This window comes from Cellulosilyticum sp. I15G10I2 (assembly GCF_900095725.1).
Lineage (GTDB): Bacteria > Bacillota > Clostridia > Lachnospirales > Cellulosilyticaceae > FMMP01.
In genome coordinates, this window is the sequence record NZ_FMMP01000007.1 from 263967 (window position 1) to 290884 (window position 26918).

General features: G+C 35.9%; 22 protein-coding genes and 1 riboswitch. Of the genes, 7 read left to right on the top strand and 15 right to left on the bottom strand.

Going from position 1 to position 26918, the window contains the following annotated elements; genetic code table 11:
* Window positions 1-2: 2 nt before the first annotated feature.
* Entirely contained in the window at window positions 3-875 is an 873-nt protein-coding gene (locus BN3326_RS07990) for a hypothetical protein (protein WP_069998660.1), read from the top strand.
* Between the two features lie 148 nt (window positions 876-1023).
* Here the strand turns inward: BN3326_RS07990 and recQ are convergent, their stop codons facing one another.
* The 5 genes from recQ to BN3326_RS08015 all read right to left on the bottom strand — a co-directional run bounded on the left by recQ (window position 1024) and on the right by BN3326_RS08015 (window position 7282).
* Window positions 1024-3183 (bottom strand): DNA helicase RecQ, encoded by a 2160-nt coding sequence (gene recQ, locus BN3326_RS07995; RefSeq protein WP_069998661.1) that lies wholly within the window; start codon window positions 3181-3183, stop codon window positions 1024-1026.
* A gap of 98 nt (window positions 3184-3281) precedes the next feature.
* A complete protein-coding gene (locus BN3326_RS08000) occupies window positions 3282-5069 on the bottom strand; it encodes an FAD-dependent oxidoreductase (RefSeq protein WP_069998662.1) in 1788 nt (595 codons plus the stop codon).
* Between the two features lie 86 nt (window positions 5070-5155).
* Window positions 5156-5971, bottom strand: a complete 816-nt coding sequence (folK, locus tag BN3326_RS08005) for a 2-amino-4-hydroxy-6-hydroxymethyldihydropteridine diphosphokinase (RefSeq protein ID WP_069998663.1) — start codon at window positions 5969-5971, stop codon at window positions 5156-5158.
* Complete coding sequence (gene folP / locus BN3326_RS08010) at window positions 5964-6785, bottom strand: dihydropteroate synthase (protein WP_069998664.1); 822 nt, start codon at window positions 6783-6785, stop codon at window positions 5964-5966. The genes folK and folP overlap by 8 nt, the downstream gene beginning before the upstream one ends.
* A gap of 20 nt (window positions 6786-6805) precedes the next feature.
* Window positions 6806-7282: an HD domain-containing protein gene (locus BN3326_RS08015; protein WP_069998665.1), complete on the bottom strand. Its 477-nt coding sequence runs from the start codon at window positions 7280-7282 to the stop codon at window positions 6806-6808.
* Window positions 7283-7937: 655 nt separating this feature from the next.
* Between BN3326_RS08015 and pdxR the strand changes: the two genes are divergently transcribed.
* Window positions 7938-9353: a MocR-like pyridoxine biosynthesis transcription factor PdxR gene (gene pdxR, locus BN3326_RS08025; RefSeq protein ID WP_069998667.1), complete on the top strand. Its 1416-nt coding sequence runs from the start codon at window positions 7938-7940 to the stop codon at window positions 9351-9353.
* Window positions 9354-9385: 32 nt separating this feature from the next.
* Here the strand turns inward: pdxR and BN3326_RS08030 are convergent, their stop codons facing one another.
* The 7 genes from BN3326_RS08030 to BN3326_RS08060 all read right to left on the bottom strand — a co-directional run bounded on the left by BN3326_RS08030 (window position 9386) and on the right by BN3326_RS08060 (window position 16753).
* Window positions 9386-10804 carry a carbon starvation CstA family protein gene (locus tag BN3326_RS08030; protein WP_069998668.1) on the bottom strand — a complete coding sequence of 473 codons (1419 nt, stop codon included), beginning with the start codon at window positions 10802-10804 and terminating at the stop codon, window positions 9386-9388.
* A 155-nt stretch (window positions 10805-10959) separates the two neighbouring features.
* Window positions 10960-11718, bottom strand: coding sequence for a LytR/AlgR family response regulator transcription factor (locus BN3326_RS08035; protein WP_069998669.1), 759 nt, complete (start codon window positions 11716-11718; stop codon window positions 10960-10962).
* Window positions 11693-13402, bottom strand: coding sequence for a sensor histidine kinase (locus tag BN3326_RS08040; RefSeq protein WP_083258595.1), 1710 nt, complete (start codon window positions 13400-13402; stop codon window positions 11693-11695). Before BN3326_RS08040 ends, BN3326_RS08035 begins: the two co-directional genes overlap by 26 nt.
* 92 nt (window positions 13403-13494) lie before the next feature.
* The gene (locus BN3326_RS08045; protein ID WP_069998670.1) at window positions 13495-14451 is read right to left on the bottom strand and encodes a diguanylate cyclase domain-containing protein; all 957 of its coding nucleotides are present in this window, start codon (window positions 14449-14451) and stop codon (window positions 13495-13497) included.
* Window positions 14444-15079 (bottom strand): chemotaxis protein CheC, encoded by a 636-nt coding sequence (locus BN3326_RS08050; protein ID WP_069998671.1) that lies wholly within the window; start codon window positions 15077-15079, stop codon window positions 14444-14446. Before BN3326_RS08050 ends, BN3326_RS08045 begins: the two co-directional genes overlap by 8 nt.
* The gene (locus BN3326_RS08055) at window positions 15076-15444 is read right to left on the bottom strand and encodes a response regulator transcription factor (RefSeq protein WP_069998672.1); all 369 of its coding nucleotides are present in this window, start codon (window positions 15442-15444) and stop codon (window positions 15076-15078) included. Before BN3326_RS08055 ends, BN3326_RS08050 begins: the two co-directional genes overlap by 4 nt.
* 82 nt (window positions 15445-15526) lie before the next feature.
* Window positions 15527-15610: riboswitch (cyclic di-GMP riboswitch) on the bottom strand.
* Between the two features lie 132 nt (window positions 15611-15742).
* Window positions 15743-16753 (bottom strand): LacI family DNA-binding transcriptional regulator, encoded by a 1011-nt coding sequence (locus BN3326_RS08060; RefSeq protein ID WP_207646324.1) that lies wholly within the window; start codon window positions 16751-16753, stop codon window positions 15743-15745.
* A 375-nt stretch (window positions 16754-17128) separates the two neighbouring features.
* Here BN3326_RS08060 and BN3326_RS08065 point away from each other — a divergent pair, with 375 nt between their 5' ends.
* The 4 genes from BN3326_RS08065 (at window position 17129) to BN3326_RS08080 (ending at window position 21764) form a co-directional block, all read left to right on the top strand.
* A complete protein-coding gene (locus BN3326_RS08065) occupies window positions 17129-18424 on the top strand; it encodes an extracellular solute-binding protein (RefSeq protein WP_171903797.1) in 1296 nt (431 codons plus the stop codon).
* Between the two features lie 95 nt (window positions 18425-18519).
* Entirely contained in the window at window positions 18520-19410 is an 891-nt protein-coding gene (locus BN3326_RS08070; RefSeq protein WP_069998675.1) for a carbohydrate ABC transporter permease, read from the top strand.
* 1 nt (window position 19411) lies between these two features.
* Window positions 19412-20251 (top strand): carbohydrate ABC transporter permease, encoded by an 840-nt coding sequence (locus BN3326_RS08075; protein WP_069998676.1) that lies wholly within the window; start codon window positions 19412-19414, stop codon window positions 20249-20251.
* A gap of 25 nt (window positions 20252-20276) precedes the next feature.
* Window positions 20277-21764 carry a glycoside hydrolase family 32 protein gene (locus tag BN3326_RS08080; RefSeq protein WP_069998677.1) on the top strand — a complete coding sequence of 496 codons (1488 nt, stop codon included), beginning with the start codon at window positions 20277-20279 and terminating at the stop codon, window positions 21762-21764.
* A gap of 128 nt (window positions 21765-21892) precedes the next feature.
* Here the strand turns inward: BN3326_RS08080 and BN3326_RS08085 are convergent, their stop codons facing one another.
* The 3 genes from BN3326_RS08085 to BN3326_RS08095 all read right to left on the bottom strand — a co-directional run bounded on the left by BN3326_RS08085 (window position 21893) and on the right by BN3326_RS08095 (window position 24973).
* Window positions 21893-22717, bottom strand: a complete 825-nt coding sequence (locus BN3326_RS08085) for a carbohydrate ABC transporter permease (protein WP_069998678.1) — start codon at window positions 22715-22717, stop codon at window positions 21893-21895.
* Window positions 22717-23589: a carbohydrate ABC transporter permease gene (locus BN3326_RS08090; RefSeq protein ID WP_069998679.1), complete on the bottom strand. Its 873-nt coding sequence runs from the start codon at window positions 23587-23589 to the stop codon at window positions 22717-22719. The genes BN3326_RS08085 and BN3326_RS08090 overlap by 1 nt, the downstream gene beginning before the upstream one ends.
* Before the next feature lie 67 nt (window positions 23590-23656).
* Window positions 23657-24973: an ABC transporter substrate-binding protein gene (locus BN3326_RS08095; protein WP_069998680.1), complete on the bottom strand. Its 1317-nt coding sequence runs from the start codon at window positions 24971-24973 to the stop codon at window positions 23657-23659.
* A 186-nt stretch (window positions 24974-25159) separates the two neighbouring features.
* Here BN3326_RS08095 and BN3326_RS08100 point away from each other — a divergent pair, with 186 nt between their 5' ends.
* Window positions 25160-26917 (top strand): sensor histidine kinase, encoded by a 1758-nt coding sequence (locus tag BN3326_RS08100; protein WP_069998681.1) that lies wholly within the window; start codon window positions 25160-25162, stop codon window positions 26915-26917.
* Window position 26918 lies beyond the last annotated feature (1 nt).

The following is a 26918-nucleotide window of genomic DNA, read 5'->3' on the forward strand; positions in this document are numbered from 1 at the left end:
AAATGGCAAAACTTAAAATAATGGTTAAAAAGACATGGGTATTTGTTGCAGCTGCTTCTATGATAGTGGGAAGCAACTCCTTAATGGTTTATGCTCTTAACAATAATATACCGAAAAGTACCTCGGCGAATATAGTGCTCGATGCGAATCATGATACAGCGTATAGTAAAAATCAATCTGCAATAACTGAAGATACTGTGGCATACTCCGTTGTTGACCTATCTAAGAAAGCTCATGATCGCCCCCTCGAAGATGCAATCAAAGATAAATTAAGCTATATAAAAGATATTACACCTGAGCAGATCGAAGAAAAATACAATGCTACTATAGCCAATATGATTCCAGGTGAAAAAGATATTTCAGCTAAGCAGGCTGCCTCCTATGCTGCCGCCGTACTTAAAAAGGCCTATGGAGTAGATTTAACAGGTTACACCGCTGAAGCAAGTTTCTCAAGAAGCCCTGTTCCAAACTCCGATATTTGGGGAATATCATTTAGTTCTCCTAATAAAGCCGAGAGTTCAAAGAGTTATCATGTCTCCGTAGATTCTGTGAATGGTACAATACTTCGTGCAGGTTTTTACCACCTCCATTTTAGGGATGAGAATAATAAAGATCTAGAAAGCCCAGAATGGAAAAATAAAGCAGTTCAGGAAATTTCAAAGTTAATCCCAGAAAGTGTTACAATAACCAGCAGCAAGGTAGCATTCTCAGACCCACAAACTGGGGTAACCGTAGTATCCGAGTTATCTGACGGCTCCGCATACGTAGTCCGCTTAGTCGGTGAAAATAGAATGGCAGCAGTTATTATATACTTCCCAGATGGTTACGACGGAAGTTTTGATTCCAAACCACTGACAGATAATGCAGTAGGCTAATAGATCAATAGGACAGTTTATTTGATGTTATCTTATCAAATAGACCGTCCTATACTTATATATCGTTTCACTCGCCAGCTTTACTAGCTAAATAGGCTAGTCCAGGTATTATTATTGTTTTAATGGCGTCTCATTTATAAAACTTATCTTATAACCCATTATATTTGTATTTACAAAGCGCAAACTTGATAGCTGTATAGCTCACTTCTTCTGGGAGTGCTTCTTTAATGGGTTTTAAAAGCTCTGTACCACACTTTTCTATAGCTGCTGCAATCTGCTCTTCATAAGGCGCTGGGATAAATTCACCATAATCTAGGTCAAGGCCTTCCTCAAAACACTTTAATAAGTGATTTTCTACCGTCATAGGTGTTAGGTTTCTTTCTTTAGCTATTTCACTTATATTCATACCTTCTTTATAGAGGGTATACGTCTGCTTATGACTATCTTTTGATCCGGTTTTTGTGGTTTGTTTAGAAGCTTTACTTATCTCTTGCTCCAATGACTCTATATCTTGCTCTAGGATATTGTTTTCGCTCATATAACTTACAATAGCTTCTATAAAAAGATCACCATACTTTTCTAATTTGTGCTCCCCAACCCCTGTTACCTGGAGCATTTTTTCTTTGTTACTCGGATACTTTTTGCACATATCTTTAAGCGTAGTATCTGGAAAGATCATAAAAGGCTGTACTTGGTGCTCTTTTGCAATCTGTGCTCTTACCTGTCTTAAACGATTAAATAAATCTTGTTTAATGCTTGTTTCAGCATGCACAACTGGCTGCTCAGGAGTCAAAATTCTCCTTATGGCTACTTTTTGCTGCCCTTTTAGGACTTCATAGCTTTTAAGTGTCAGTCTTAAAATAGGGTATTGGTCCCCAACCAGTGCCAAGTAGCCTCCAGCAATCAAAAAAGAGATAATCTCCTTAATGGTTTCCTTACTGTAATCTTTCATAATCCCATAGGTGGGGAGCAGATTAAATCTCATATCCCTAATTTTCTGGGTATTTGCACCTTTTAAAACATCTGTAACAAGCGTACTTCCAAACTGCTCATTCATTCTTTTAGTACAGCTCATAATCTTTTGAGCTTCTATTGTAATATCTGTTTGCTCAGTCTCATTATTACAGCTTCCGCAGTTATCACAGCCTCCATCTATAGCTTCTTGTCCAAAGTATGTGAGAATAGCACTTCTAAGGCAGCCTTCTGTGTTACAGTAATCTACCATCCCGTTAAGTTTTTGGTACTCTGCACTATGATCTATACCAAATCCTCCGTTTTCTATAAGAAACCTATTGGTCATAATATCTTGAGTACTAAAGAGTAAAATACATTTAGCCTCTTCCCCATCCCGGCCTGCTCTTCCCGCCTCCTGGTAGTAGCTCTCCATGTTTTTAGGCATATTATAGTGCACGACAAATCTTACATTAGGTTTATCTATACCCATGCCAAAGGCATTGGTCGCTACCATAATAGGCGCTCTATCATACAAGAATTCTTCTTGATTTTCTGAACGTTCTCCTTCTCCAAGTCCTGCATGATACTTTGTGGCTGGTACCCCTGCAGCATTTAATTTACCACATACTTCATCGACTGTTTTTCGGGTAGCGCAGTAAATAATACCACTTTGCCCCGCGCTTTCAGTGATATAAGTTTTTAAATCTTCAAACTTACTTTTTGGTTTTCTTACTTCAAAGTATAAATTAGGCCTGTCAAAACTGCCTATAAACTCAAAAGGCTTTTTAAGATTAAGCAGATTGATAATATCTTCTTTAACCATTTCAGTAGCCGTCGCCGTAAACGCTGCCACAATAGGCCTTTTAGGCAGAAGCTGTATCATCTTTGCAATACGTCTGTAACTCGGTCTAAAGTCATGTCCCCACTGAGAAACGCAATGTGCTTCATCTACTGCCACAAGACTTACAGGCAAAAGCTCCATAAGTTCTATAAAACTATCTGTTTCTAGACGTTCAGGTGCTATATAAAGCAGCTTATAAGCCCCTTGTTTTGCATTTTGAATAACTTCTCTAAACTCCGTATGACTAAGGCTGCTGTTTATAAGCTCTGCTTGTATGCCATATTCTTTAAGTGTATCTACTTGATCTTTCATCAGAGAAATAAGCGGAGAAATAACAAGGGTGATGCCTTCTAAGAGTAAGGCTGGTATCTGATAACACAAGGATTTCCCTCCGCCAGTGGGCAAAATCCCAATGGTGTCAGTTCCTTGTAAAATATGATCTATAAGTTCTTGCTGGCCCGTTCTAAAAGAACGATAGCCATAGTATTTTTGTAAAATAGTTAATGCATTCATCACTTTACCTCATTTATCCATTTTATACTCTTTTAATATTAACATAAATGAAGGTGTTTAAACACTATTTACTACAACCTATAAAATAGGGACGACACTTAAGAGAAAGCCGCATGCCAGATAATATGATACATCATAGCATAGACATCCTCATTTAATAGATATGACTTATGACGCAGGTGCTTAAACGTTTTTTCATCAATGATCTTTGCATTGTATAAGTCAGAGAGTGTTTTATAATGAGTACCCAGCAGATCATTTGCAACATTAACCATTTTACAAGGTGTGAGTACAGCCATAGGTTCCTTTGGTGGACGTATCCTACGGATCTTGATATGAGAATGTGAACTTACCAGTGTCAGTATACGTGATACCGTTCCAAAGGTTGCTAGCCGGTTACATCTATAGTTATTTTTACACTTATATTCCATAGATAAAAAGGCTTTTTTTCTAAGCCCTACCATATATGGATAGGCCCAGCTGCCCTTTTCTGGCTGAGAAGATTTAATCACTGTATCCAACTTAACGCCATCTGCTATCAGCATGGATTGGATATTGTTTACGTGGTTATGATCTAGACTACAGGCCCTTACAAGAAGAGAATGCTGGATACTATAAGCTGCTAAAGTGCCTGCAGCTTGGCCAAGGGCCATACCTGCAGGCACAGTACGTGCACTGCCATGAACAACGGGGTCGAAACTCGCTGAGCGGCCTACTACAAGGAGATTATCTATGATTTTAGGAACCATAACTGTAATAGGAATTGAATAGATATTCATTGCAGCTAAAGTACATCCTCCAAAGGAGTCTTTATGTGTAGCCTGCAAATCTATAGGGTAGCTCGCATAAGCAATCTTGTTTTCAAAGTCAACATTATTAAAAGCATCTTCCCCTGTTAAAGTATACTCTCCAATAATTCTTACACCTTCACGAATATATAACTCATCTGCATAGCGATACAATCTAGCCTCTTCAAACCCAACTGCATGAGCTCGCAATAGTCTAACAATACGTGGCAGCTGTTTGATAGCCTTTTTATAATTCTGTTGAATGCTATCATGGTCCAAGGAGTCGGTATGAAACACTTGAAGCGCATTAATAACTACAGATCCGTCATCCTGTAGTGAAAGATTAAGCCCTCTTAATTGAAATTGTTTAGGTAAGGCGCGATACTTAAGCATATTGGAATAGCCCCAAGCTGCTTTTCTATTGGCTCCTGTATAAATAGAGTCGTCGCTGTTTAAATGCTCTCTAACCTTATCCCAATCTACTCCTTTTACAGAAAACACAAGAGTTGCTGCTGCATAGTCATTATGCACCCCCAACTCTTGTCGTCCTACTCTGTAGGATACGCCAGCATTCCTTGCAAACTCGGCATCTCTGCTTGCATCTATAAAAACCTTGGCACGAATCGTTTTACATAGACCATCTTTCACATAAGTTGCTCCAATGATTGCATTACTTTGATTCTTTATGGGGGAAATACACGAAGCATTAAGCTCCGTTGTTACACTTTCGCCTTCTAGTAAGTCTGCAAAATATGCCTTGGTGGTTTCAATATCTATATTGGCATCTCTGGCAACATCATCATAAAACTCCTTGAAAAAGCCTTCATTGACTGTTTGATAAGTATCTGAAGCCTTATAGTTCATATCCAGCATACTGAGCATACCCGAAGTATAGAGCCCTCCAACATAAGCTCTTGTATCAAGTAAAATAACCTTAGCCCCTCTTCGGCTGGCACTTACAGCGGCACTTATCCCTTCGGGCTCACCCCCGATTACCAAAACATCATAAATTAAAGGCTCTTTCGAATAAACAGGATAGATTAAAACAAAAGTAAATAAAAAGATTAAAAGGTACAGCTTCAAATTGAATTTACGCATCATCTACTCTCCAAAATTATAAGCATTTACTTTCTATCATGTGCTATATAGAGAGATAGTATGTCTTAGAAGCTAAATTTGATCTATTATTTTTTTAACGCTTCAAGAAGCTGAAATAATCTTGTTCCCAGAAGGGGATGTATGACCATAGGCGCAAGCTCACATAGGGGCTCAAGCACAAAGGCCCTTTCTTCTATTCTAGGATGCGGTACAGTAACGTAGTCCTCATGTGTCACAAGATCATCATATAATAAGAGGTCTAAATCAATTGTACGCGGCCCCCATTTAATGGTACGTTCACGCTTTAATAATTGCTCAATCCTTAGAAGCTCTCCCATCAGCTCTTTGGGTGTTAGTAAGGTACGTAGCTCTGTGGCAGCATTTAAAAATTTCTCCTGATTAAGATAGCCCCAAGGCTCTGTTTCTATAAAAGAGGAACATCTTACCCCTCTGATACTTGGATGATGCGCAAGGTGTTTGAGTGCTTCCTTTAAATTCGCTTCCTTATCCCCTATATTAGAACCTAATCCAATATAGGCGGTGTGCCACCCTCTAGTGATTTCTACTGCCACGTAGTCTACGCTCTTTAAAATAGGTGCCCAAGGCTTTTTAATAGTGAGCTTGATACTCTGCAAACCAGGATATTTCTGCAAAACAAATTCAGCTGTTTTTTCAGCTGCAGTTTCAATAAGATCATAGCTCGTTTCTTTAAAAAACGCCTCTACGCCTTCACATAATTCTCCATAATGAACACTTTGCTTTAAATCTCCGCTCAGGGCTGCTGACCTTAAATCAAGTGTAAGAACCATTGAAATAAGAAACTTTTGTCCAAGTCTTTTCTCCTCTTCGAATACGCCATGATGCGCAAATACTTCTAAGTTTTGTATATAAATTTTATCCATTACTCTTAACCCCTCTTATCATAGCATCAGTCATTACTGCCGCTCTTTTATTAGCCTCCACATCATGGACTCTTATAAACTTACATCCCTTCATGATACCCATAACCGTCGTTGCAATTGTACCTTCTAACCTCTCCCCAACTGGCAGATCAAGGGTTAAACCAATCATAGATTTTCTCGAAGTCCCCAAAAGCACCGGAAATCCCATATTGCAGATCTGTTCTAATTCTTTCATGGCCTGTAAGTTTTGCTCATAGGTTTTTGCAAAGCCAATACCTGGATCTAAAATAATATTTTCCTTTTTAACACCTGCCTTATAGGCTATCTCAATAGATTCCATAAGGTCAGCCTTCATATCTTCTATAAAAGTTTTATAGTTTGCTTCTTGTCTATTATGCATCAAAATACAGGGCACATTAAACTGAGCCGCCACTCTTGCCAGATCGTTATCCTTTTTAAATCCCCACACATCATTGATAATATCAGCCCCTGCCAGTAGTGCCTTTTCGGCCACCTTTGCTTTATATGTATCAATAGATATGGGGCAGTCAAATTTTTCTCTAATCCTTTTGATAATGGGTACAACTCTTTGTATTTCCTCATTTTCCTCTACAGGTGTATGATTGGGTCTTGTAGATTCTCCGCCAATGTCTATAATATCAGCACCTTCTTGCAGCAACGCATCCACGCGACTTGCAGCAGTATCTAAAGTATTAAACCTTCCTCCATCTGAGAAAGAATCAGGGGTAACATTTAAAATCCCCATAATATAGGTCCTTCTATCTAAATCAAATTCTTTATTCCCAATAAGCATTGTTCGATCTCCTTCTCTTATTAATAAATAATCGTCATATTTCTATTTTGGATAGGCCAATGACACTGACTATGGGCTTTGCAGTCATAACATCTGCGTGAAAGCTTGTCACTGTGATACATAAGTTCTCCTAAAATATCTTCAGATCCTTTGCGGTGGCCTAAAATACCTTGTGAGATTTCTTGCTGTTCTTCTGTGCTAAAATGATATTTCTCTAGAAGCGGACGTGCCAGCTCCCACGAGGCCTGTTCATGAGGGATTCCCAAAGTATACTCCTGCCACCTGCCAATATCGTGTAAGAAAGCACAAGTATAAATAATTTCTTTTGAAACCTTTGGATACCTATTTTCTAAAACCAACATATAAGCAATTCTTGCCACATCCCAAAAATGCTCATAATCATGTTTGCAAAATATCCGCGTTTTTTCACACTCACTATTTTTATTTAAATAAGATAAGTATCCCTCATCTTTTATCAACTGATTAAAGCGTTCCATCTATTCCTCCTAATAAGGTTAACTTTCAAAAACATCTTATTTTATAATACCACTTATTTTTTACTTTTTGATATGCTTTATTATTTTTTTACAAATTCTTAGATTTATCATTATAACTTTACAGATTATTCTCTATGTAATTTATACAAAAAAGAGGGGTATACGCTTACCCCTCTCATCCCTTGCAACTTTATTTCTTCTTGTTAGATGATGAATTCCCAACTGAATCTGTAGCTGCTGCTATTGTGCTAGTCTCACTAACTGATATTTTTTTCTTTTTTGGTGGTTTGTTAGGATTTTTATCTCCCATATTAATTCATCCCTTTCTTCTTGTTATCATTTCATAATTTTATATATAAAAAAGCCACTTTCTCCAATTAAAAAAGTGACTTTCTTATGTCCTTACCATGGGTTGCCGCTACACTTTTTGCTATCTTATATTTTATTGGCCAGTGTATGCCACTCTGCCAATTAAGCACCGAGATATCTCTTTACAAAGAAGTATAACTCTTTTATACTCATTGTATCCTAATAATTCTATATGGATTATAGCCAACAATTCGACTTTTAATTCACTTAATGAATATTTTTTATTAATAAATACCTTATCACCCTTTATATAGCAGTCCCTATATCCAACAAGGAGAAAACTCATATGAAAATTGAACCTCTGAACTTTGATCATACAAGCACAGAACCCCTATATGCCCAGCTTTTTCATCACCTTAAAGAACTTATTATTACAAATGAGCTCTCTTTTGGTGAGAAGCTTCCACCTATTCGAACTTTTGCAAAGGCACTCGGAGTAAATAGTGTTACAGTCATTAATGCCTATAAGCAGTTAGAAATGTCTGGCTATATAACTTCTAAAGTCGGAAGCGGTTTTTATATTTCTAAACAATCAACTGTCAAAGCCCCCATTACAGCAACCAGTCTTCCTCTATCTTCTGAGTCTTTTATAGACTTTTCAAGCGCTTCTCCTCACCCTAGCATTTTTCCCACTGAGACCTTTAAACAGTACTTAGTAGAAGTCATAGACCGGGATAAGGGCTTTGCTTTTGGCTATCAGGAGAGTAATGGCTTTTTACCTCTTCGTGAGGTACTTACTGAGTTTTTAAAAAATACTTATAACCTGAAGACCTCTCCTTTATGCATTCAAATTGTATCTGGTGCACAGCAAGGTATTGATATTATTGCTAAGAGTTTATTGTACGCTGGCGATACTGTCATTACAGAAAACCCAACTTATAATGGTGCTCTTGAGGTCTTTAAATCCAGAGGCTGTCGCACTGTCCCTGTTACTCTCGGCAAAGAAGGTATTAACCTTATTGAACTTGAAAAGAAGATTAAAATCTGCAAGCCAAAAATAGTTTATGTCATGCCTAAATATCAAAATCCTACAACTATTTGTTATAGCAAGGAAACACTTTTAGGCCTTCTTAGTCTTTCTATTAAATATAACTTCTTTATCCTAGAAGAAGATTCTATGTACGAGCTCTGCTATGGCAGTCAAAACACCCCAAGTCTCAAAGCATTAGATCAGGATGATAGAGTGATCTATCTTAAGAGTTTTTCTAAACTCTTAATGCCAGGACTTCGTATGGGATTTTTAATTATTCCTGAGAAACTTTTAGAAGATTTTACTAAGACTAAAGCAACAACTGATATTTCTTCTTCGGGTCTTATGCAAAGAGCTTTAGAACTCTATTTTTCAAAGGGCAAATGGCATGAACATATTCATTATATGCAAGAAATCTATAGAGGTAAGTATGAATACATGCTGAGTAAACTTGAGTCCCTTAAGGCCTATGGTATTCAGTTTGAAAAACCAGATGGCGGACTATGTTTTTGGCTTCGTCTGCCGCCTTCTTTATCTGCTGAGATTTTATACGAAACATGTTATAAGGCTGGGGTTCTTATTATGCCGTCTCCCATTTTCTTTTCTCACCTTGATCACTTAAAAGACAGATATATCCGACTTAGTTTTGCCGCTTGTAATATTGATGCTATACAACAAGGTATAGAAATCTTAGAAAATTGTATAAAAAAACTATCTGACTCTTCTATTTAAAGAGTTCAGATAGTTTTTTTGTTGTTAAAATTTTAGATATTTTCAACCTTTTCATTTATTAATGTTTGTTTTGCCTTTGCAGCTTTATACATAAAGAATACAAATGCTGCAACCGCTGTTATAATACCTACTGGATAACCAATACCTTCAGATAACTTTAACCCTTCTGGTGCAACGATGATATAAGTCGTAGTAACCGCTGTCATAAAAGCTGCTGGTACTGAACAAATATAATGAAAACGTTTATTTTGTACTAAATAACTTGCAGCTGCCCATAACATAACCATTGCGAGTGTCTGGTTAGCCCAAGCAAAGTATCTCCAAATTATCGCAAAATCGATAAAGCATAAGGCAACACCTATTACAAAAAGTGGTATAGCAATAACGAAACGGCTGCTAACTTTTGCTTGTTTAAATTTGAGTGCATCTGCAATTGCAAGACGTGCACTTCTAAATGCTGTATCACCAGATGTTATAGGACAGGCAACAACGCCAAGCAGTGCTAAGATGCCCCCAAACCCACCTAGAAGTGATACTGAAATCGTATTAACTACAACCGCTGGTGCTCCAGCTTCCGATAACGCTTTAGTCGTACCAAAGAATGCCATAGCTGCTGCTGCCCATATTAAGGCAATAACGCCTTCTGTAATCATAGCACCATAGAATACTTTACGCCCTTGACTTTCTTTAGAAATACAACGCGCCATTATAGGTGATTGTGTTGCATGAAACCCACTAATAGCTCCGCAAGCAATGGTGATAAAAAGATATGGGAAAATCCCCTTACCTGATGGATGTAAATTAGTAAACTGAATTTCAGGAATCGTATAACCTTTAAAGAATATCCCTAAAATAATCCCCACTGCCATAATAAGTAAAGAAGCTCCAAATATCGGATAAACCTTCGTAATAAGTTTATCTATAGGTAATACTGTAGCTAATAAATAATATGCTATAATGATTGCTACCCAACCCATTTTTGGTATGCCTGTCATATTTTGCAGTAAATCTGCCGGTCCGTTGACAAAAACAACCCCTACTAGGATAAGTAACACAACAGAGAATAAACGCATAACATTTTTCGCTGATGTACCAAGATAATGTCCTACAATTTCTCCAACCGTTTCACCACTGTGGCGCACTGATAGCATACCCGCAAAGTAATCATGGGTTGCCCCAGCAAATATTGAGCCTAGTACAATCCACAAGAAAGCCGATGGCCCCCAATAAGCTCCAGCTACAGCTCCAAAAATAGGCCCAAGTCCCGCTATATTAAGGAACTGAATGAGAAACGCATTTCCAGTTTTAACTGGCACAAAATCTACCCCATCTGCCATTGAAGTAGCCGGTGTCGCTCTGCCATCATCCATGCCAAATATTTTTTCTACTACCTTACCATAAAACACATAACCTAAGATGAGAGCAATAATCGAAAGTATAAAAGAAATCATAATACCCCTCCTTGAATGTTTGGATTGTTAATATGTCTCTATCATATAACACGTCTAAACATTTTGGTGATTTTAACACCAAAGTGCGAAAATCGCCAGGCTAAAGGTAGTCATTTATCACTAAACGGTTACGCCCTACACCTAATCATTTGTTACTATTTAATACACATTAATGTTTTGAAGAGTTTAGTATTGCGCCTACTGATAGGTACTTCCTCTTTACACCCTTGAAATTTAACAGCATATGTATTGTTAAACCAAGGTATAATTTCTGAGACAGCCTCTAATCTAATGATATAACTCCTATGACAACGGAAGAAAACCTTGTCATCTAATTGGTTTTCAAGATCTGCCAAGGTATCTGATGTTATAAAACGCTCTTTTAGGGTGACTATAGCTGTTTCACTCTCATTTGTTGTGCAAAATAAAATATCATGCTTATCAATCAGGTAAATCCGATCATTTTTCCATACTGGTAATTTATTATATCTTTTAGGATTTTGTGTAGTATTAAGCATATCCCGAATAGGTGCCATATCAGATTTTTTTTGCTGAAGCTGCTTGGTTATACGGTTTATCGTTTTTAACAAACGACCTTCTGTAAGAGGTTTTAGCACATAGTCAATGGCGTGAATTTCAAAAGCTTGTACAGCATACTCATCATATGCTGTAGCAAATACAATAAGCGGCGGAGAAGTTAATTTTATAAGCACCTCCGCCAACATGAACCCATCTATCTCCGGCATGGAAATATCCAAAAAAACAACATCTACAGATGTTTTTCTAATAAAATCCAATGCCTCAGCAGGATCTGTAAAAGCACCGGCTATCTCTACCTCCTCATAGGCTTTAAGCATATACACCAGTTCATCTACTGCAGGTTTTTCATCATCTACCACTATGACTTTGATCATCTATTTGCCCCCCTTGAGGAAAGATTATAGTAATACAGGTCCCAAAACTTGGTTGACTTTCAATCACAAGAGATGTCCCATAAATACTTTTAAGACGATTATTCACATTCCTAATACCAATACCCGAGTCTAGATCATTACCTTTTAATATTGCTTGTATTTGCTCCTCACTCATACCAATACCATTATCTTTAATTTTCACATACACAGTTTCCTCTTTTTTGTAAGCATGTATTTCCAGCCTTCCGCCTTTTTTAGTTGCCATCAGCCCATGTTTAAGTGCATTTTCAACTATCGGCTGCAAGATAAGCGGCGGTACTTGACACTCAATATCCGCCTCAACATCTAATACCACTTCCAGCCTTTCGGAAAACCTCGCCTGTTCGATGCTCAAGTAACTTTCAATGTGCTTAAATTCTTGTGCCAGAGGGATAAACTCTCCTGTTGTTTTAAAGCTTGTCCTTAAATAATAACTAAGCTGCATTAATAATTCTCTTGCTTTAAGCGCATCTGTTCTGCAGAAAGAAACAATTGTATTAAGTGCATTAAAGAGAAAATGAGGTTGAATTTGTGCTTGAAGCGCTCTAAGTTCAGCTTTATTTAATAATTCTTTTTGATAAAATATTTGACTAAGCTCCAGCTGTGTAGAAAAGAGGTGCCCAAGCCCTTTTGCAAGTTCTATGTCCGAAGAAGTAATGCTGTTTTCTAAACATTTATAAAGTTTTAAAGTGCCTATAATATTATCTTTCATAAGCAGCGGCACCACAATGGCAGCTTTTAATTTACAGGATGGATTCTCACATTCAATGCTCACTTTATCCTGCGCAATCATATACTGCTTCTGGTCTATGGCCTTCTGAGTAATGCTTGTCCGGATAGCGCTGCCACTTTTATGATGGTCATCTCCAACACCAATATGTGCAAGTATAATTTCCGTATTTGTAAAAGCCACAGCATCTACGCCCGTAGCGTCACAAATAATTTTTGCTGCCGTTTTGCAAGATTTTTTATTTAAACCATTTCTTAAGATGGGTAATGTATTAGTTGCAATACTAAGAGCTAATTGTGCTTTAACTGCACCAGCCCTTTCATTTTCTTCATAGATCTGTTGGATAAGCAGAATAAATGCCGCTGTTCCTAAAGCATTAATGAACGTCATCGGCAAAAAAATGAGCTGCACTAAATTAAGCGCCTGCTCAAAAGGCCTTGAAATAAGCAAGATAACCAGCATCTGTATCGTCTCAATCCATGCGGCTATAATAAATCCCCACAACCATTTATTGGGTTTTGCATCCACATATCTTTTAAAATAGCCAGCTATGACTCCCCCCAATATAGTTGAAATGCCACATGCTATCGCCGTAAATCTCCCTGCCGGTATAACCATACGATGAATCCCAGCAATAAGTCCCGCGCCAATCCCTATAGCTGGTCCGCCAAAAAGTCCAGCTACAACAACCCCTATAGAGCGCGAGTTAGCAATAGCATCATTAACCGGAACACCCCAGTAAGTCCCTATAATCCCAACAAGCCCAAAAATTAACGAAAAAAGCAATTTATCTCTTAAAGCCAATTTTTCTTTTAAAAGATAATGTTTAAAAAAATCAGATTTTGAAAGCATAAAAGCCGCTAGAACGATAATACCTAACTTATTAAATAAATTCTGAGATAATTCTATAAGCACGCCGTTCTACCTCCCCTTTAAGCATCTCACAGCTTTAGTATATGAATTTTCTTTTAGGTTCATTCAGCCGCATCCCCTATCACCTTCACCTATTAATAGGCCGCTTCGACCTTATGTTCATCATAAAACGAATTATTTTCTCCATGTGTTTTTTTAGCAACGTACATAGCTTTATCAGCCTTTACTATTAATGTGTCAATTGTATCTCCATCAGTTGGATAAAAGCTTGCCCCTATACTTAATGAGATATTGATCGCTTCTCCATTATTCTCGACTATATGATTTTTAGTATGAATAATTCTTGAAACGATCCGATTATAATTCTCATAACTTTTTATATTAGGCAGTAAAATCAAAAACTCATCTCCGCCATATCTGGCAACTATGTCACTCTTTCTTGTTGCTTCTTTAAGCATATTGGCAACTTGCATGAGTACTCGGTCTCCTACTTCATGACCATGAGTATCATTAATATATTTAAACTTATTAACATCTATAAACATGATTCCAAGTAATTCATTATTTCTTTTTGCATGATCCAACATTTTTTCACTAAATTCATAGAATAACGTTCTATTAGCAACGCCTGTGAGCTTATCATAATATGCTAATTTCTTAATTACTTTTTCTTTTTCTTTTAACTCGTTATTAAGCGTATGAAGCTGCTCAACATAATCTTTTAACTGCTTAATACGAAATATTTGATTCGTTACATCAATAAATTCAAGAAGAATAACACTTTTCCCTGCTTTTTCTACTTTGCTTATCTTTAAATTAAGCTTATAGTTCGCATTAATAACATTCTTATGAAGTGCTGCCGAAAAAAATAATTTACAGCCATTTTCTATAACCCCTTGTATAGACCGCCTAAAAAAATCTTTATTCAGTTTTGGTAAAACTTCGTAAAGATTCTTATTTAACATTTCATCCGCACTTTTATGTGTTAAAAACAACATATAATTGTTTAAATACAAAACCTCTAAATCTTCATTGAGTATGACTATGCCCTCGTTAATACAATTGAGTGCATCTTCTAATATGCTATCCATTTAAATCATCTTCTTTCATACAGATCTTTTTAAATATTTGATCTAGGGTACTGAGCGCCAAGTTAATAATAATAGCCCCTTCAAGTTCTGAATCTTCTATATTGAAAGTTATGTACAGGATTAAAACATAAGCATATTCTTCATTTATAATCATTTTATCTATATGTTTATTACTAAGAATATTAATTTCAGGAAGTGTATAACTAAATTTCATATTAACATAATTACCAATTTCCCCAATAATGGCATTTAAAATAATATTGCCTACTTCTTTTATAATATCAAAGTCTATATCTGTAAACTTTATGCCGCAGGATGTATTTGTATTTTCCTCATGTAAACAAAGATTGATAAAACGCCTCATTTTATCTGCGGGAAAAATCAAACTCGCTTTGCCTGCTAATTCTTCTTCAAAAGAAATAGAAGATACCATGAGTGCCCCTTCAAACGCATTATTAATATAATCATATAATGCTTCTGCATCTTCTTCAATACCTATTATTTTAAGATCAGGTACGTTAAGCAATATTTTTTTATCAATTATTTCTGAAAGCATCGCTGCTGATTTGCCCACACCTATGTTAAATAACTCTTTGAGTATGTCTGCTCTTACTATTTTTTCGTTCATTTGAAATCTTCCCTTATTATATCACATACCATTTTTGCTTTTTCTTCATTAAAAGGCTTATTAATAAACGCCATAATATTATACTGTGCTATTTCTTCCTTTACGTATTTTTGAACATCTGCAGAGATAACAAATATTTTAGCACTACTATTATATTCTTTTATAAGTTTGATCATGTCTTGGCCATTTATATTGGGCATAAGTAAATCTACAAACGTATAATGAGGTTTTATTCTTTTATATACTTCAAATCCATCCTGCCCGTCATTTGCAAAAAAAATATCTGCCTCACCTAAAAACTCTTTAATTAAATTACCTGATGTTGCACGTGAAAAAGCTGAGTCATCTACAATCAAAACTTTCATTAAAAATTTCCTCCTTAGCCTCATTCATTTATTAAAGTTATGATCTTTTTGAATCCACATAAAAAAGCCAACAATTAAATGATTAATTGCTGGCAGGTTGCACCATTAACTCCCAAGTCCCAAGGTGCCCAATATAAGAAACTTGTTCATAGTATCCAACTCTTTTCAACGAGGTAAAAATGTCGCTATATATTAAAACTATATTGAACAATGTAAAATTTTCAAACTATTATTTTGTAATAATAATACCATCTGACTATTAAAAAATCAACTTTAAATTCTAAAAATATTCTATTAATTATTTAGAACTATTTCTTATGATCAAACTTGGTTCTAGCTCAATTTTAATAGGCGTTTCTTCTATTTCTCCCTTAATACGCTTTTGCAAAATGCTAAATGCCATTTGCATCATATCTCGAATGGGCTGATGTACACTAGAAATAGAAAGAGACTTGGATAAAATAGTATCATCAAACCCAACAACTGCTATATCTTCCGGTACTTTAATCTGGCGTTCATTCATTAATTTCATAAATTCAAATGCGCCTACATCATTAAAACCAAATACTGCTGTAAAATCTAGTTTTTCATGAGTGTCTAAATATTTAATTATATCTTGACGAATGCTGTATTGAGAATTTGAATCACTTCCAAGCTCAATAATATTTTCATCTCTAAGGCATAACCCATTATTAAAAATGGCTTCTTTAAAAAATAGCAGCCTTTCATCATGCATAGGACCTATATACCCTAACTTATGATGTCCCTGGCTAATTAAGTGCTCAGCTACTAGCTTTACGCCTTGTTTATGAGAAACGGCTACACTATCGAACTCATCTTTTATTTGAGTAATAATCACCGTTGGTACTTCGAGCTTTTTTAAAGCAGATAAGTTATGTGAAGTAGTGGGTACTAAAAGAATCCCATCTACCTGTCTCGCCATAAAATTTTGTATATTATCCCATTCTGTAAGTACATTATGATTACTGTTATGGATAATAATATTATAGCCATGCTGTCTACTTTCATATTCTAATGCCTCAATAAGATCCATAAAATATGGATTTGAAATATCAATTACACTTACCCCAGTAAGGAAAGATGCATTATTCTTAAGAGTCTGCGCCGTCCTATTAGGTTTAAATCCTACCTCTTCTATTATCTTAAAAACGCGTTTAGCTGCTTCTTTATTCACGTTTGGATTGCCATTAATTACCCTAGATACAGTAGCTTGTGAAACATTAGCGAGTTTCGCGATATCCTTCATTGTCATTTTCATTTCTTCACCCATTTCTGAATACGAATTCATATAAGATTTCATAATTATTCTCATATGCTTTTAATTCAATTATAAATGATTACAACTTATTTGTGAATAGAATCGTATTTTTTTGTTATTATTGCACATTATATTTTTATAAATTTATTTATGATTGTTTATTTTTTTATTGACAATTAACCTTTTGTAAATTACAATTTATTTATGAATACGTATTCACAGTTTTTATTCTTAAGATATAAACAGTAATACTGTATTTATCAGAACTTCATTTCAAACCTAATATGTAATTATAAAAGGAGGATATCTTAGATGAAAAAGGGAATTGCATTATTATTAAGCTTAGCTATTAGTATGATAGCTGTAGGATGTGGTAGTACGGAAGCCAAAAAAGATGATAAAATTGTGGTGTGGACACAGGCTGCGCCAGACCACCCAGAAGGAAAAATGTTTGCCGATAGAATAGCATCTTATAACGCTTCTAATCCTGACAAACTGCCTGTAGAAATTCAAAACTTTACCCGTGCAGGTTCCGGCTCTGGCTACATAGACAAGTTAAATGCAGCTATTACCTCTGATCAAGTCCCTGATATTTTTACTTTAGATGGACCAGATGTTGCCTCATACGTTGAAGCAGGTGTTGTAGGAGAATTAGATGGCCTTTTAAGCGATGATTTTAAGAATGGTTTTACAGACGCAATGCTTGAACAAGGTACAGTAGATGGCAAACTATATGCTCTTGGCTATCAAGACTCTGGCGTTGTGGTTATGTACAACGAAGATGTCATAAGTGAGTTGCCTGATGATGTAAAGGCATTAATCCCAACCGCTGATGAAGATTGGACATGGGAAGACTTCTATAAAGTAACTGAAGCTGTTAATGCACTTCGAACAAATCCCGAAACCAAAGATAAAGAGGCTATCAAAAAACTCGAATTAGTTGTAGACTTCCTGACAAGTGATATTCCAAAAGGTGCTTATGAAATAGCTATGTACTATCTCTTACCAATGATTTGGTCAAATGGTGGTCAGGTTGTAGCTGAAGATGGTCTTAGCGTTGAAGGTTATTTAAATAGTCCCGAAACACTAGATGCTTTAACTCAATTTGCCGCGTTTTTTGCTAATGATTACTCTATTGCAATAGAACCCGAAAAAAGCTTTCATAATGGAAAATCTGCAATGGCTGTTGCAGGCTTTTGGTATATAACAGACTTAACCAGCAATTACCCAAGCTTAAAATTCCGTTCTGTAAGATATCCAAAAATGGATCTTAACAATACTTCTAATTACACACCTTCTGGTAGCTGGGCTTTTGTAAGATCTGGAAGTATCGATAAAAATTCTGAAAAAGCTAAACAAGTTGCCGATGTAATGGCATGGCTGACAGATGATGAAGCTGCTGCAGCATACTACAAAGCGAACGGCGCCATTCCAGGCCGCAAAAATTCAGTAGCTGTTATTGATACGAATACTGACAATCCATATCACAATGAAGCATGGTCTGTTCTTAAATACCAAGTAGAAAATACAAATAAAGCACGTCCTATTTCTGTAGGTTATCCTTACTTATCCGAAACATTTGCAAGAGATATTATTCTTAAAGCAGCACAAAACAAAGTAAGTGACCAAGCAACATTAAAACAATATGCTGATGAAGCAATCAAAAAACTCAACTATGAATTTGAAAAGTATAAAAAATAATCTATTTAGATAATAAGAAATAGAGTGCAATCATCTTTTAGAGTATTTGCACTCTATTTTTAAAACTAACTAGCAAAACTAAGAGGAGTGTCTATATGGAAAGTTCATTCAAAAAAAGTAAATATTCCTTAAGCGAGACCCTAACTGCCTATGCATTTCTTTTACCGGCATTATTTTTAGTCTTTATTTTTGTCATACAGCCCATTATCCTGGCCTTTATCTATGGCTTTACTGATTACTATTTGCTAAAGCCTAATGAAAAAGCTTTTATTGGTATTAATAATTTTATACGTATGTTAAATGATCAGCTTCTGCATAAGACATTTATAAATACCCTTTATTTCGTTGTACTTGTTGTGCCTATTCAGCTTGGAATGGCATTAGGCCTTGCGCTTATAGTTAATAAAAAGTTGAAGATTAACAGTTATTTCAGAATGGCATTTTTTTCACCTGCAGTTTTGTCTTTAGTTGTTATTTCAATACTTTGGTCTGTTATGCTCAATCCTTCTTCAGGAATCATTAATCAGATTCTTGCTAACTTCGGTATCCCTAAACAATTATTTTTAACAAGCAAAACCCAGGCCATGCCTACCATCGTTCTCATCTCTGCTTGGTCAGGCTGTGGGTATCAGATGCTCATTTTTCTTGCAGGTTTAAAAAACATCGATTCAGCTTTATATGAAGCGGCATCGATCGATGGCGCCAATACTTTTAAGAAATTTACGCATATTACGGTTCCAAACTTAAGACCTATAAGTATGTTTTTAATTATTACAACAACCATACAAGCTTTTAAGCTTATTGTACAGCCGATGGTTATGACAGGCGGAGGCCCTGACTACTCTACAATGACTATTTTGCAATATATTTATGAGTATGGTTTTAGACATCGTAATACCGGCTATGCAAGTGCTGTTACACTTGTTTTTACAATATTTTTAGTATTAGTTTCTATTATTATCAAGAAAGTCCTCAAGGAGGAATAACATGAAAAGGTCAAACTTACTCAAAATACCGTTTTATTTAATGATCATCTTGATTTCTTTAGTTTTTATTTTTCCGCTGATCTGGATGATTGTATCCTCATTCAAAATCGATGAACATATTTATAGAGATATTGGATCTATCTATGCCTTTATCCCAAGAACTAACGACCTGACACTTAAACCTTATCAGGAACTACTTAGTATGTATAACGTTTTTAGAAATATGCTCAATAGTTTATTTTATGCATCTGCAACTGTTTTACTAGGGCTTTTAATTAATTCACTCGCAGGCTACGCCTTGGCAAAATTTAATTTTCCGTTTAAAAATGCAATCTTAATCTTGATTATTGCTTTAATGATTGTACCCATTGAAGCAACGATCCTGCCACTTTATCTTGTGGTATTTAGATTAAAACTTGTGAATACAATAGCAGGCTATCTGCTTCCTTTTGTAACCAATGTTATGAATATCTTTTTATTTAGACAATACTTTTTATCATTTCCCGAGGAATTATCTGAAGCAGCCAGGATTGATGGGTTAGGCCATTTCGGTTTATTTTTCAAAATTGTTTTCCCGGTTAGCAAACCTATTTATATAACGATCGGCATTATAACTTTTTTAGCTTCTTGGAACGACTTCTTATGGCCTGTTATGGCGCTTTCAAAATCTCAGCTTATGCCAATACAAGTCGCCTTAAATGCTATTTTTAGTGATACTTACAATATTTTTACAAGCCATATTATGGCAGCATTAACTCTAGTAACTATTCCAGTTATTCTGATTTATTTATTCTTCCAACAGCAAATTGTTGAGGGCGCTGCAAGAAGCGGTATTAAATAATATAAAAATCTGAAAGGACTTTCAAATGAATAAACTTAATCTCGCGAACGACTACGTTAATATGCACCAATCACAAATACAAATACGTCCAGCTTTTCATTTTACAGCGCCTATTGGCTGGCTTAATGACCCAAATGGTTTTTCCTTTTTTAAAAATGCTTACCATTTGTTTTATCAGTACCATCCCTATAATACAAATTGGGGCCCTATGCATTGGGGACATGCCAAATCCAATGATCTCATCAAGTGGGAGCATCTTCCCGTTGCCCTTGCTCCCGATGAAGCCTATGACTGCGACGGATGCTTTTCTGGCAGTGCTATGGTTGTTAATGATGAGTTATGTCTCATGTATACCGGTAACGTTGGTTCTGTATATGAAAAAACGGATGACTTAGAACCAGTCAGACAAAATCAAAATATCGCTTTTAGCAAAGATGGCATTCACTTTACAAAGTATGCTAATAATCCTGTCCTTGATGAAAATGATTTACCTTCTGGTTCTATCCCTCAGGATTTTCGAGATCCTAAAGTATTTTATATGAATGGTATGTATTATGCCATTATAGTCGCTAAAGATAAAGAAAACGGGGGGCAAGCACAACTTTATCGTTCTGAAGACTTTTTAAACTGGACGTTTCGTTCGGTACTTGCTTCTAGTCAGAATCAGTTTGGGGAGATGTGGGAATGTCCTGATTTATTCTCTTTAAATAGCGAAAGCTTCAGTGACGTTCTTATGCTTTCAATTATTAATGAAAACACTATCGGTCCTAAGCATACAACGCAATATTTTATTGGAGATATGAACTATAACTCAGGCACTTATGATTGGAAACACACCGATGAGCTAGACTGTGGTTTTAGCTTTTACGCCCCTCAAACAACCGTGGATCCATCTGGTCGTCGTATTATGATTGCTTGGCTTAATATGTGGGGGGCTGCTATGCCTACATCTGTATATGGCTGGAATGGTATGATGAGCGTGCCTCGGGTTTTAACCCTTCACAATAACAAGCTCTATCAATACCCGATTGATGAGATTAAAAGTTACCGAAAGAATGCCATTACTTATGAAAATCTAGTTTTTGAAAATAACCTTCAATTAGAACAAGTTGCAGGCAAACAATTAGATCTAGAACTAAGTTTAGACTTATCAAAGACAGAAGCTTTTAGCATTAAACTACGCAAAGGACAAGACTGTGAAACTACTTTAATGTATGAGTGCCGTAACTCTCAGCTGATACTAGATCGCAGCAAAAACGGCGAGCCTATTTCTGAGGCTATTACCTCAGAAAACGAACACAGTTATATTCGACGCAAGCCACTAGTACTTAAAGATAATTTATTAAAAATTCGTGCTTTAGTTGATCATTATTCTATTGAACTTTTTATTAATGATGGTGAAATGGCTCTTTCTTCAACTATTTTCCCTCATGAAGATGGACAGCAAATTGAATTTTATTCAGAAGGCTTAACTAAGATCTTACGCCTTGAGAAATATGATATTATCGTTTAGCTTTTTATAATGGTATTAAACTTTTAACTCAAAAACATCTTAAATGAGCTCATCGACTCAATTTAAGATGTTTTTATTATCACTTTATTCGTTTTAATTTAAATTCTTATTGCTACGATTAGCCCTTCTTATTTAATAGCACTATCAACCATTCCTTTAATAAAGTATTTTTGCAGCGCTAGAAAAAGTATAATAACAGGCAGGATGCCCATAAGAGCTGCCGCTGCCGCTGCATTCACATTATTGGAACTTTGTGAGAAGAAGCTTGATATCGCCAGTGTTATTGTTTTAATCTTTGGTGATTGCAGCATATAAAGTGAAAACTGATAGTCATTCCAACAGTTGATCCCTGTAAGGATAACAACTGATGCTGTAATAGGCTTAAGTTGTGGCAAAATCACAAGAAAAAACGTTCTAAATGGTCCGCAGCCATCGATCGATGCAGCTTCATCTAGTGCTGTAGGGATAGCCGCTATAAAGTTTGTATAAAGGAATATACTCATCGGAAGCTGAAAAGTTGTAATAATAAGAATGATGCCCCAATACGTAGAAGTCCCTTTAAGTCCTGCCATAACGGTATATAGCGGTACAAGTATACTAAGGGGAGGTACCATCATAATGCCTAGTATAAAGGCTTTGATCCCCCCATTAAACCTCGTTCGGTTTCTTGCTAAGGGATAAGATGCCAAGGCACCAAAGACTGTAATGAGGGCTATGCAGCAGATTGTAATAATCGCAGAATTATAAAGTCCGCCTAGCATATTGCCTTTATTAATCGCAATATCAAAATTTTGTTTATAGATATACCCCGGCAATATCCATCTTGAGGTTACATCCCTCGGAGATTTAAAAGCTACCCCAATCAGTATATAAATCGGTGTAAAATGAATGATTGCCAGAAAAACGGCAAGTGGTATTTTCCAAAAAACTGCTGCTTTATTATTTTGTACCATTACATCTCAACCTCCTTTTTATCAAAATAGTGTACAATCACATTGCTTACTATCATAATAAATATAAAGGTAAAGATTCCTATTGTAGCAGAATACCCTGCATGCTGTCCTCTAAAATACATATTGGTGACCATTGTTGAGAGGGAGTGCGTGGAGTATCCAGGCCCTCCTGCGGTGAGCGCCATAATAATATCAAATAACTTTAAGCCTCCAATAAGGTTAAGGACAACTGCAGAGGATATCGCAGGCAGCAAAAGCGGCAATGTGATATATTTAAACTGTCCCCAGGCATTAACGCCATCAATAGAAGCTGCTTCATAGTACATCTCAGAAATATTTTGAAGTCCTGCAAGGTAAATAACCATGGAAATTCCAACGAACTGAAGAATATTAATAAAAGTCATAATCAGTACAGCACGCGGTCCCTGTGCCATCCAGTCAACTGCTCCTTTTCCAAAGAAGATCATAATATCGTTAAGTGATCCGCCATCATACTGTACAATAAAATACATCATATATCCCATAATAAGCGGCGCAATCATAACAGGCATATAGATGATTGTTCTTACAACTGAGCGGCCTCTAAACTTAGAATTCAGAAAAAGTGCATACGCGAGCCCTAAAACATTTTGGAACAGTGTACTGCCAAACCCATAGATAATAGTGTTAACAAAGGCCTGTAAAATATTTTTATCTTTAAAAAATCTTATATAATTATCAAGTCCAATATATTTATAGGCTTGAGAATATCCATTCCAGTTTGTGAAGGATATTCTTATCCCTTGTGTAAAAGGGAATACCACAAAAGCTACAAACAAAATGATTGCGGGCAAATAAAATAGATTCATTATGTTTTTTGTTTTTACTTTCACACTTATAGTCTCCTTCACCTAGTTAGTTTAAAAAGAGACAGGCGTTTAAGTCCTGCCTCTAAAGTTTTTATTTTTGTGAAAATTTGTCATTGAAGCTCTGTTCCATTTGCTTAACTGCATCAGCTATAGTCCCTGGTTGTTTTGAAAGAATATTTGCACCTGTAATACAAAGGTCATCCCACATACCACTTGGTAAATATTCTCTATCAAAGTATGGGAAAGTTTTTACATCTGCATATTTTTCATAGTAAGCTTTAAGCAGTCCTGTATCACTTTCAACGCCTTTAAGTCCTGCTGGCATACCATTTGCTGTTGCAAGTTTTGCACAGACATCTGGTCTTGCAAGATAATTAAGGAGTTGCAATGCTTCTTCCATGTGTGGCGTGTCTTTCCATACACCTGTTGCAAGACGCTCTCCACCAATAAGTGTAGGTTCATCTGATGCATCTTTTGCTGGAATAGGCATCATCCCAAGGTTAGCATTTGGAAAAGCACCTAATGCTTCCGTAATCGCATAGTTACCATAAAATTCAAATCCAACTTTTCCTTCTCCGAGAGCTTTTGCTCCTGTAATATAATCAGAAGTAAGAGAATCTACATTTAAATACCCTGACTGATTCCATTTATCAAGCATTTCACAGATTTCTTCCCAGTTCTTCCAATCAAAAGTGCCATCTTTAAAGTCCTGTCTAAAGTTTTTACTTTCATTTGTTATGTAGAATGAAGGTGCTACCCAGTCAAAATATTGACCTATTGTCCAGTTATCTTTTCCGCCGATATGAACAGGTGTAAGACCAACTGATTTGATCTTTTCACAAGCTGTTTCAAAATCTGACCAAGTCTTAATATCATCAACATTAACACCAGCTTTATCCATTACGTCTTTGTTATAGACAATGCCTGCAAGGTCAACATCTGATGGTAAAACATACATTTGCCCATCCTTATCCGTAATAAGCGGTCTAATAGAATCAACAATATCTGCTGCAAAGGGTTGATCATTTATAGGTCTTAAGTACTCACTGTATCTTGCAACTGACCAGCCATGAGTATTCCAAAGATCGGGAAGGTCTTGTGATGCCATCTTGGTTTTCATAAGCTCTTCATAGTTTGCACCGGGTGCGGAATATTCAACTTGAATACCTGTTTCAGCCGTAAAATCCTTACAAGCTTGCTCAAGTGCCTCACTTGGAACCCCTACCATACTTGACATAAATGTTAGTTTAATATCAGATTTTGGAGCGGTTTCAGCCTTAGCTTCAGCAGATGCTTGAGGTGCAGCTGGTGCCCCGGCTGCTGTATCCTCCACCGGTGGTTTTGAGCACCCCGCAAATAGTGTCATACTTAAAGTGAGGCCTAAAATGATACTTGAAAACTTTTTCATAAAAATATCCCCCTTTTGTTTTTTATAACCAAAGTATATCTAAAATACCTGCCTATGTATATGTTATATTTCTACACTCAGAGCGTTCATTTTTACACTTTGCACAAAATTCATTGTAGTCAAACCCAATTATGATATAATTATAACAAAACTTATCTTGTTAGTAAAAGGCGGTGAACATTTAAGTTGAAAAGAACCTATACATTTAAACTAAAGCTCTTAGGATTATTTTTTATATGGATTGCTATTCCTTTAATACTGATGTCCTCTTTACTTTCACTTTACTTTAATAATCTTTTTATTAAACAATCTGATGAGCTTTTCTCCAACACGCTTTATTCCGTCTCTAAAAACCTTCAATTGTATCTTGATGAACTTAAACGTCTTTCACTATCGCCTCATGTATATGATGAAGTTATGGAGCCGTTAATTTATATCAATAGCGGGAATTATACTAAGGGAGAGGATCAGTTTAAAAAATTTACAATGGCAAGAGCTTATACCCAAAGTATGATGAAAGTTTTATACCTTTCAAGAAATGACGTAACAGGGGTTTTGTTTATGCCTGTTAATAACAATGATAATACCTCGTATGTTATTAAACGTATGAAAGAAGGACTTGAAGAAATCAATGATTATAACTTTAAAGCTGAGAGCTGGTATAATGAAGCCATCAAACAAAATGGTGCGGCCATATTCTCTCCTGTTCATGAGGCCACTTACTACAACTATGCATATCCTATGCATGTTTTTTCCGTTGTACGGCTTATTAAAGATACTAATAGTAAGCGTTATGTGGGCGTTATAAAGGTTGATGCAGCGGAAAATATTATAAGAGACATCTTTAATAATATCTCTTTAAGTCCCCATTCTGTTCTGGCCCTTTTAGATCAAAATAAAAAAGTTATTTATTCAACCCATGAGGTATCACAAGAACTACTTCAAAAAATCTCTGAAAACAATCAAATAATAAAGTCTCATAATGATACTTTTTACATATCTATCGAGGATATTCCCTCAACCCCGTGGCAGCTTGTCTATATGTCCTCAAGAAAAGATGTGCTTATGCAGACAAGTACAATTTATTATGTTGCTGTATTTCTGGGAATAGTTTGTTTTACCCTAGCCTTTATGATTTTTCAAATCACTTCTCAAAGAGTTGTTAACCCTGTAAAAAATATTATCTCTGCTATGAAAAAGATGGAGAAAGGTGATTTAGAGGCTAAAGTTCCTATTGATCCTAAGAGCAATGATGAGTTTACTATTATTTCAAAAGCACTTAATCGTATGACCCTTAAACTCAGCCATCATATTGACAGTGAATATCGTGCCGTCTTATGCCAACGTAATGCTGAATATATTGCGCTGCAAACACAGATAAATCCCCACTTTCTCTATAATACTTTAAACGGGTTTATTACCCTTAACCGACTGGGGGCTAAACAGACGCTGGAGGATTCAATCATACAGCTTACAGCATTATTTAGATATACCTGCAGTAATGCTTATTTAAGCACTATTGCAGAAGAATTTTCATTTCTTGATAGATATCTTTCTCTTCAAAAACTACGATTTGATGACAGGCTAAGCTATCACATAACTATTGATGAAACAGCAAGAACACATACTATCCCTAAATTACTTATACAACCCCTTGTTGAAAATGCTATTATTCATGGCATGGAGCCAAGTGATCAGCCTATATTTATTGATGTTTATGCTTTTACTACAGAGCTTCCTCCTATAGGCCTATGTACTGTTATTATTATGAAAGACGATGGGTTAGGCTTTGACATGTCCTCACTCAAAAAAGAAAGTCGGGTTGGTATTAAAAATATCGAGGAGCGTCTTCACTTATTTAGGCCCAATTCATTCTTTGAAATACAAAGTGTCCTAGATCAAGGCACATCATGCCATATTATTATTCCAGTAGAAGGAGTGTAAA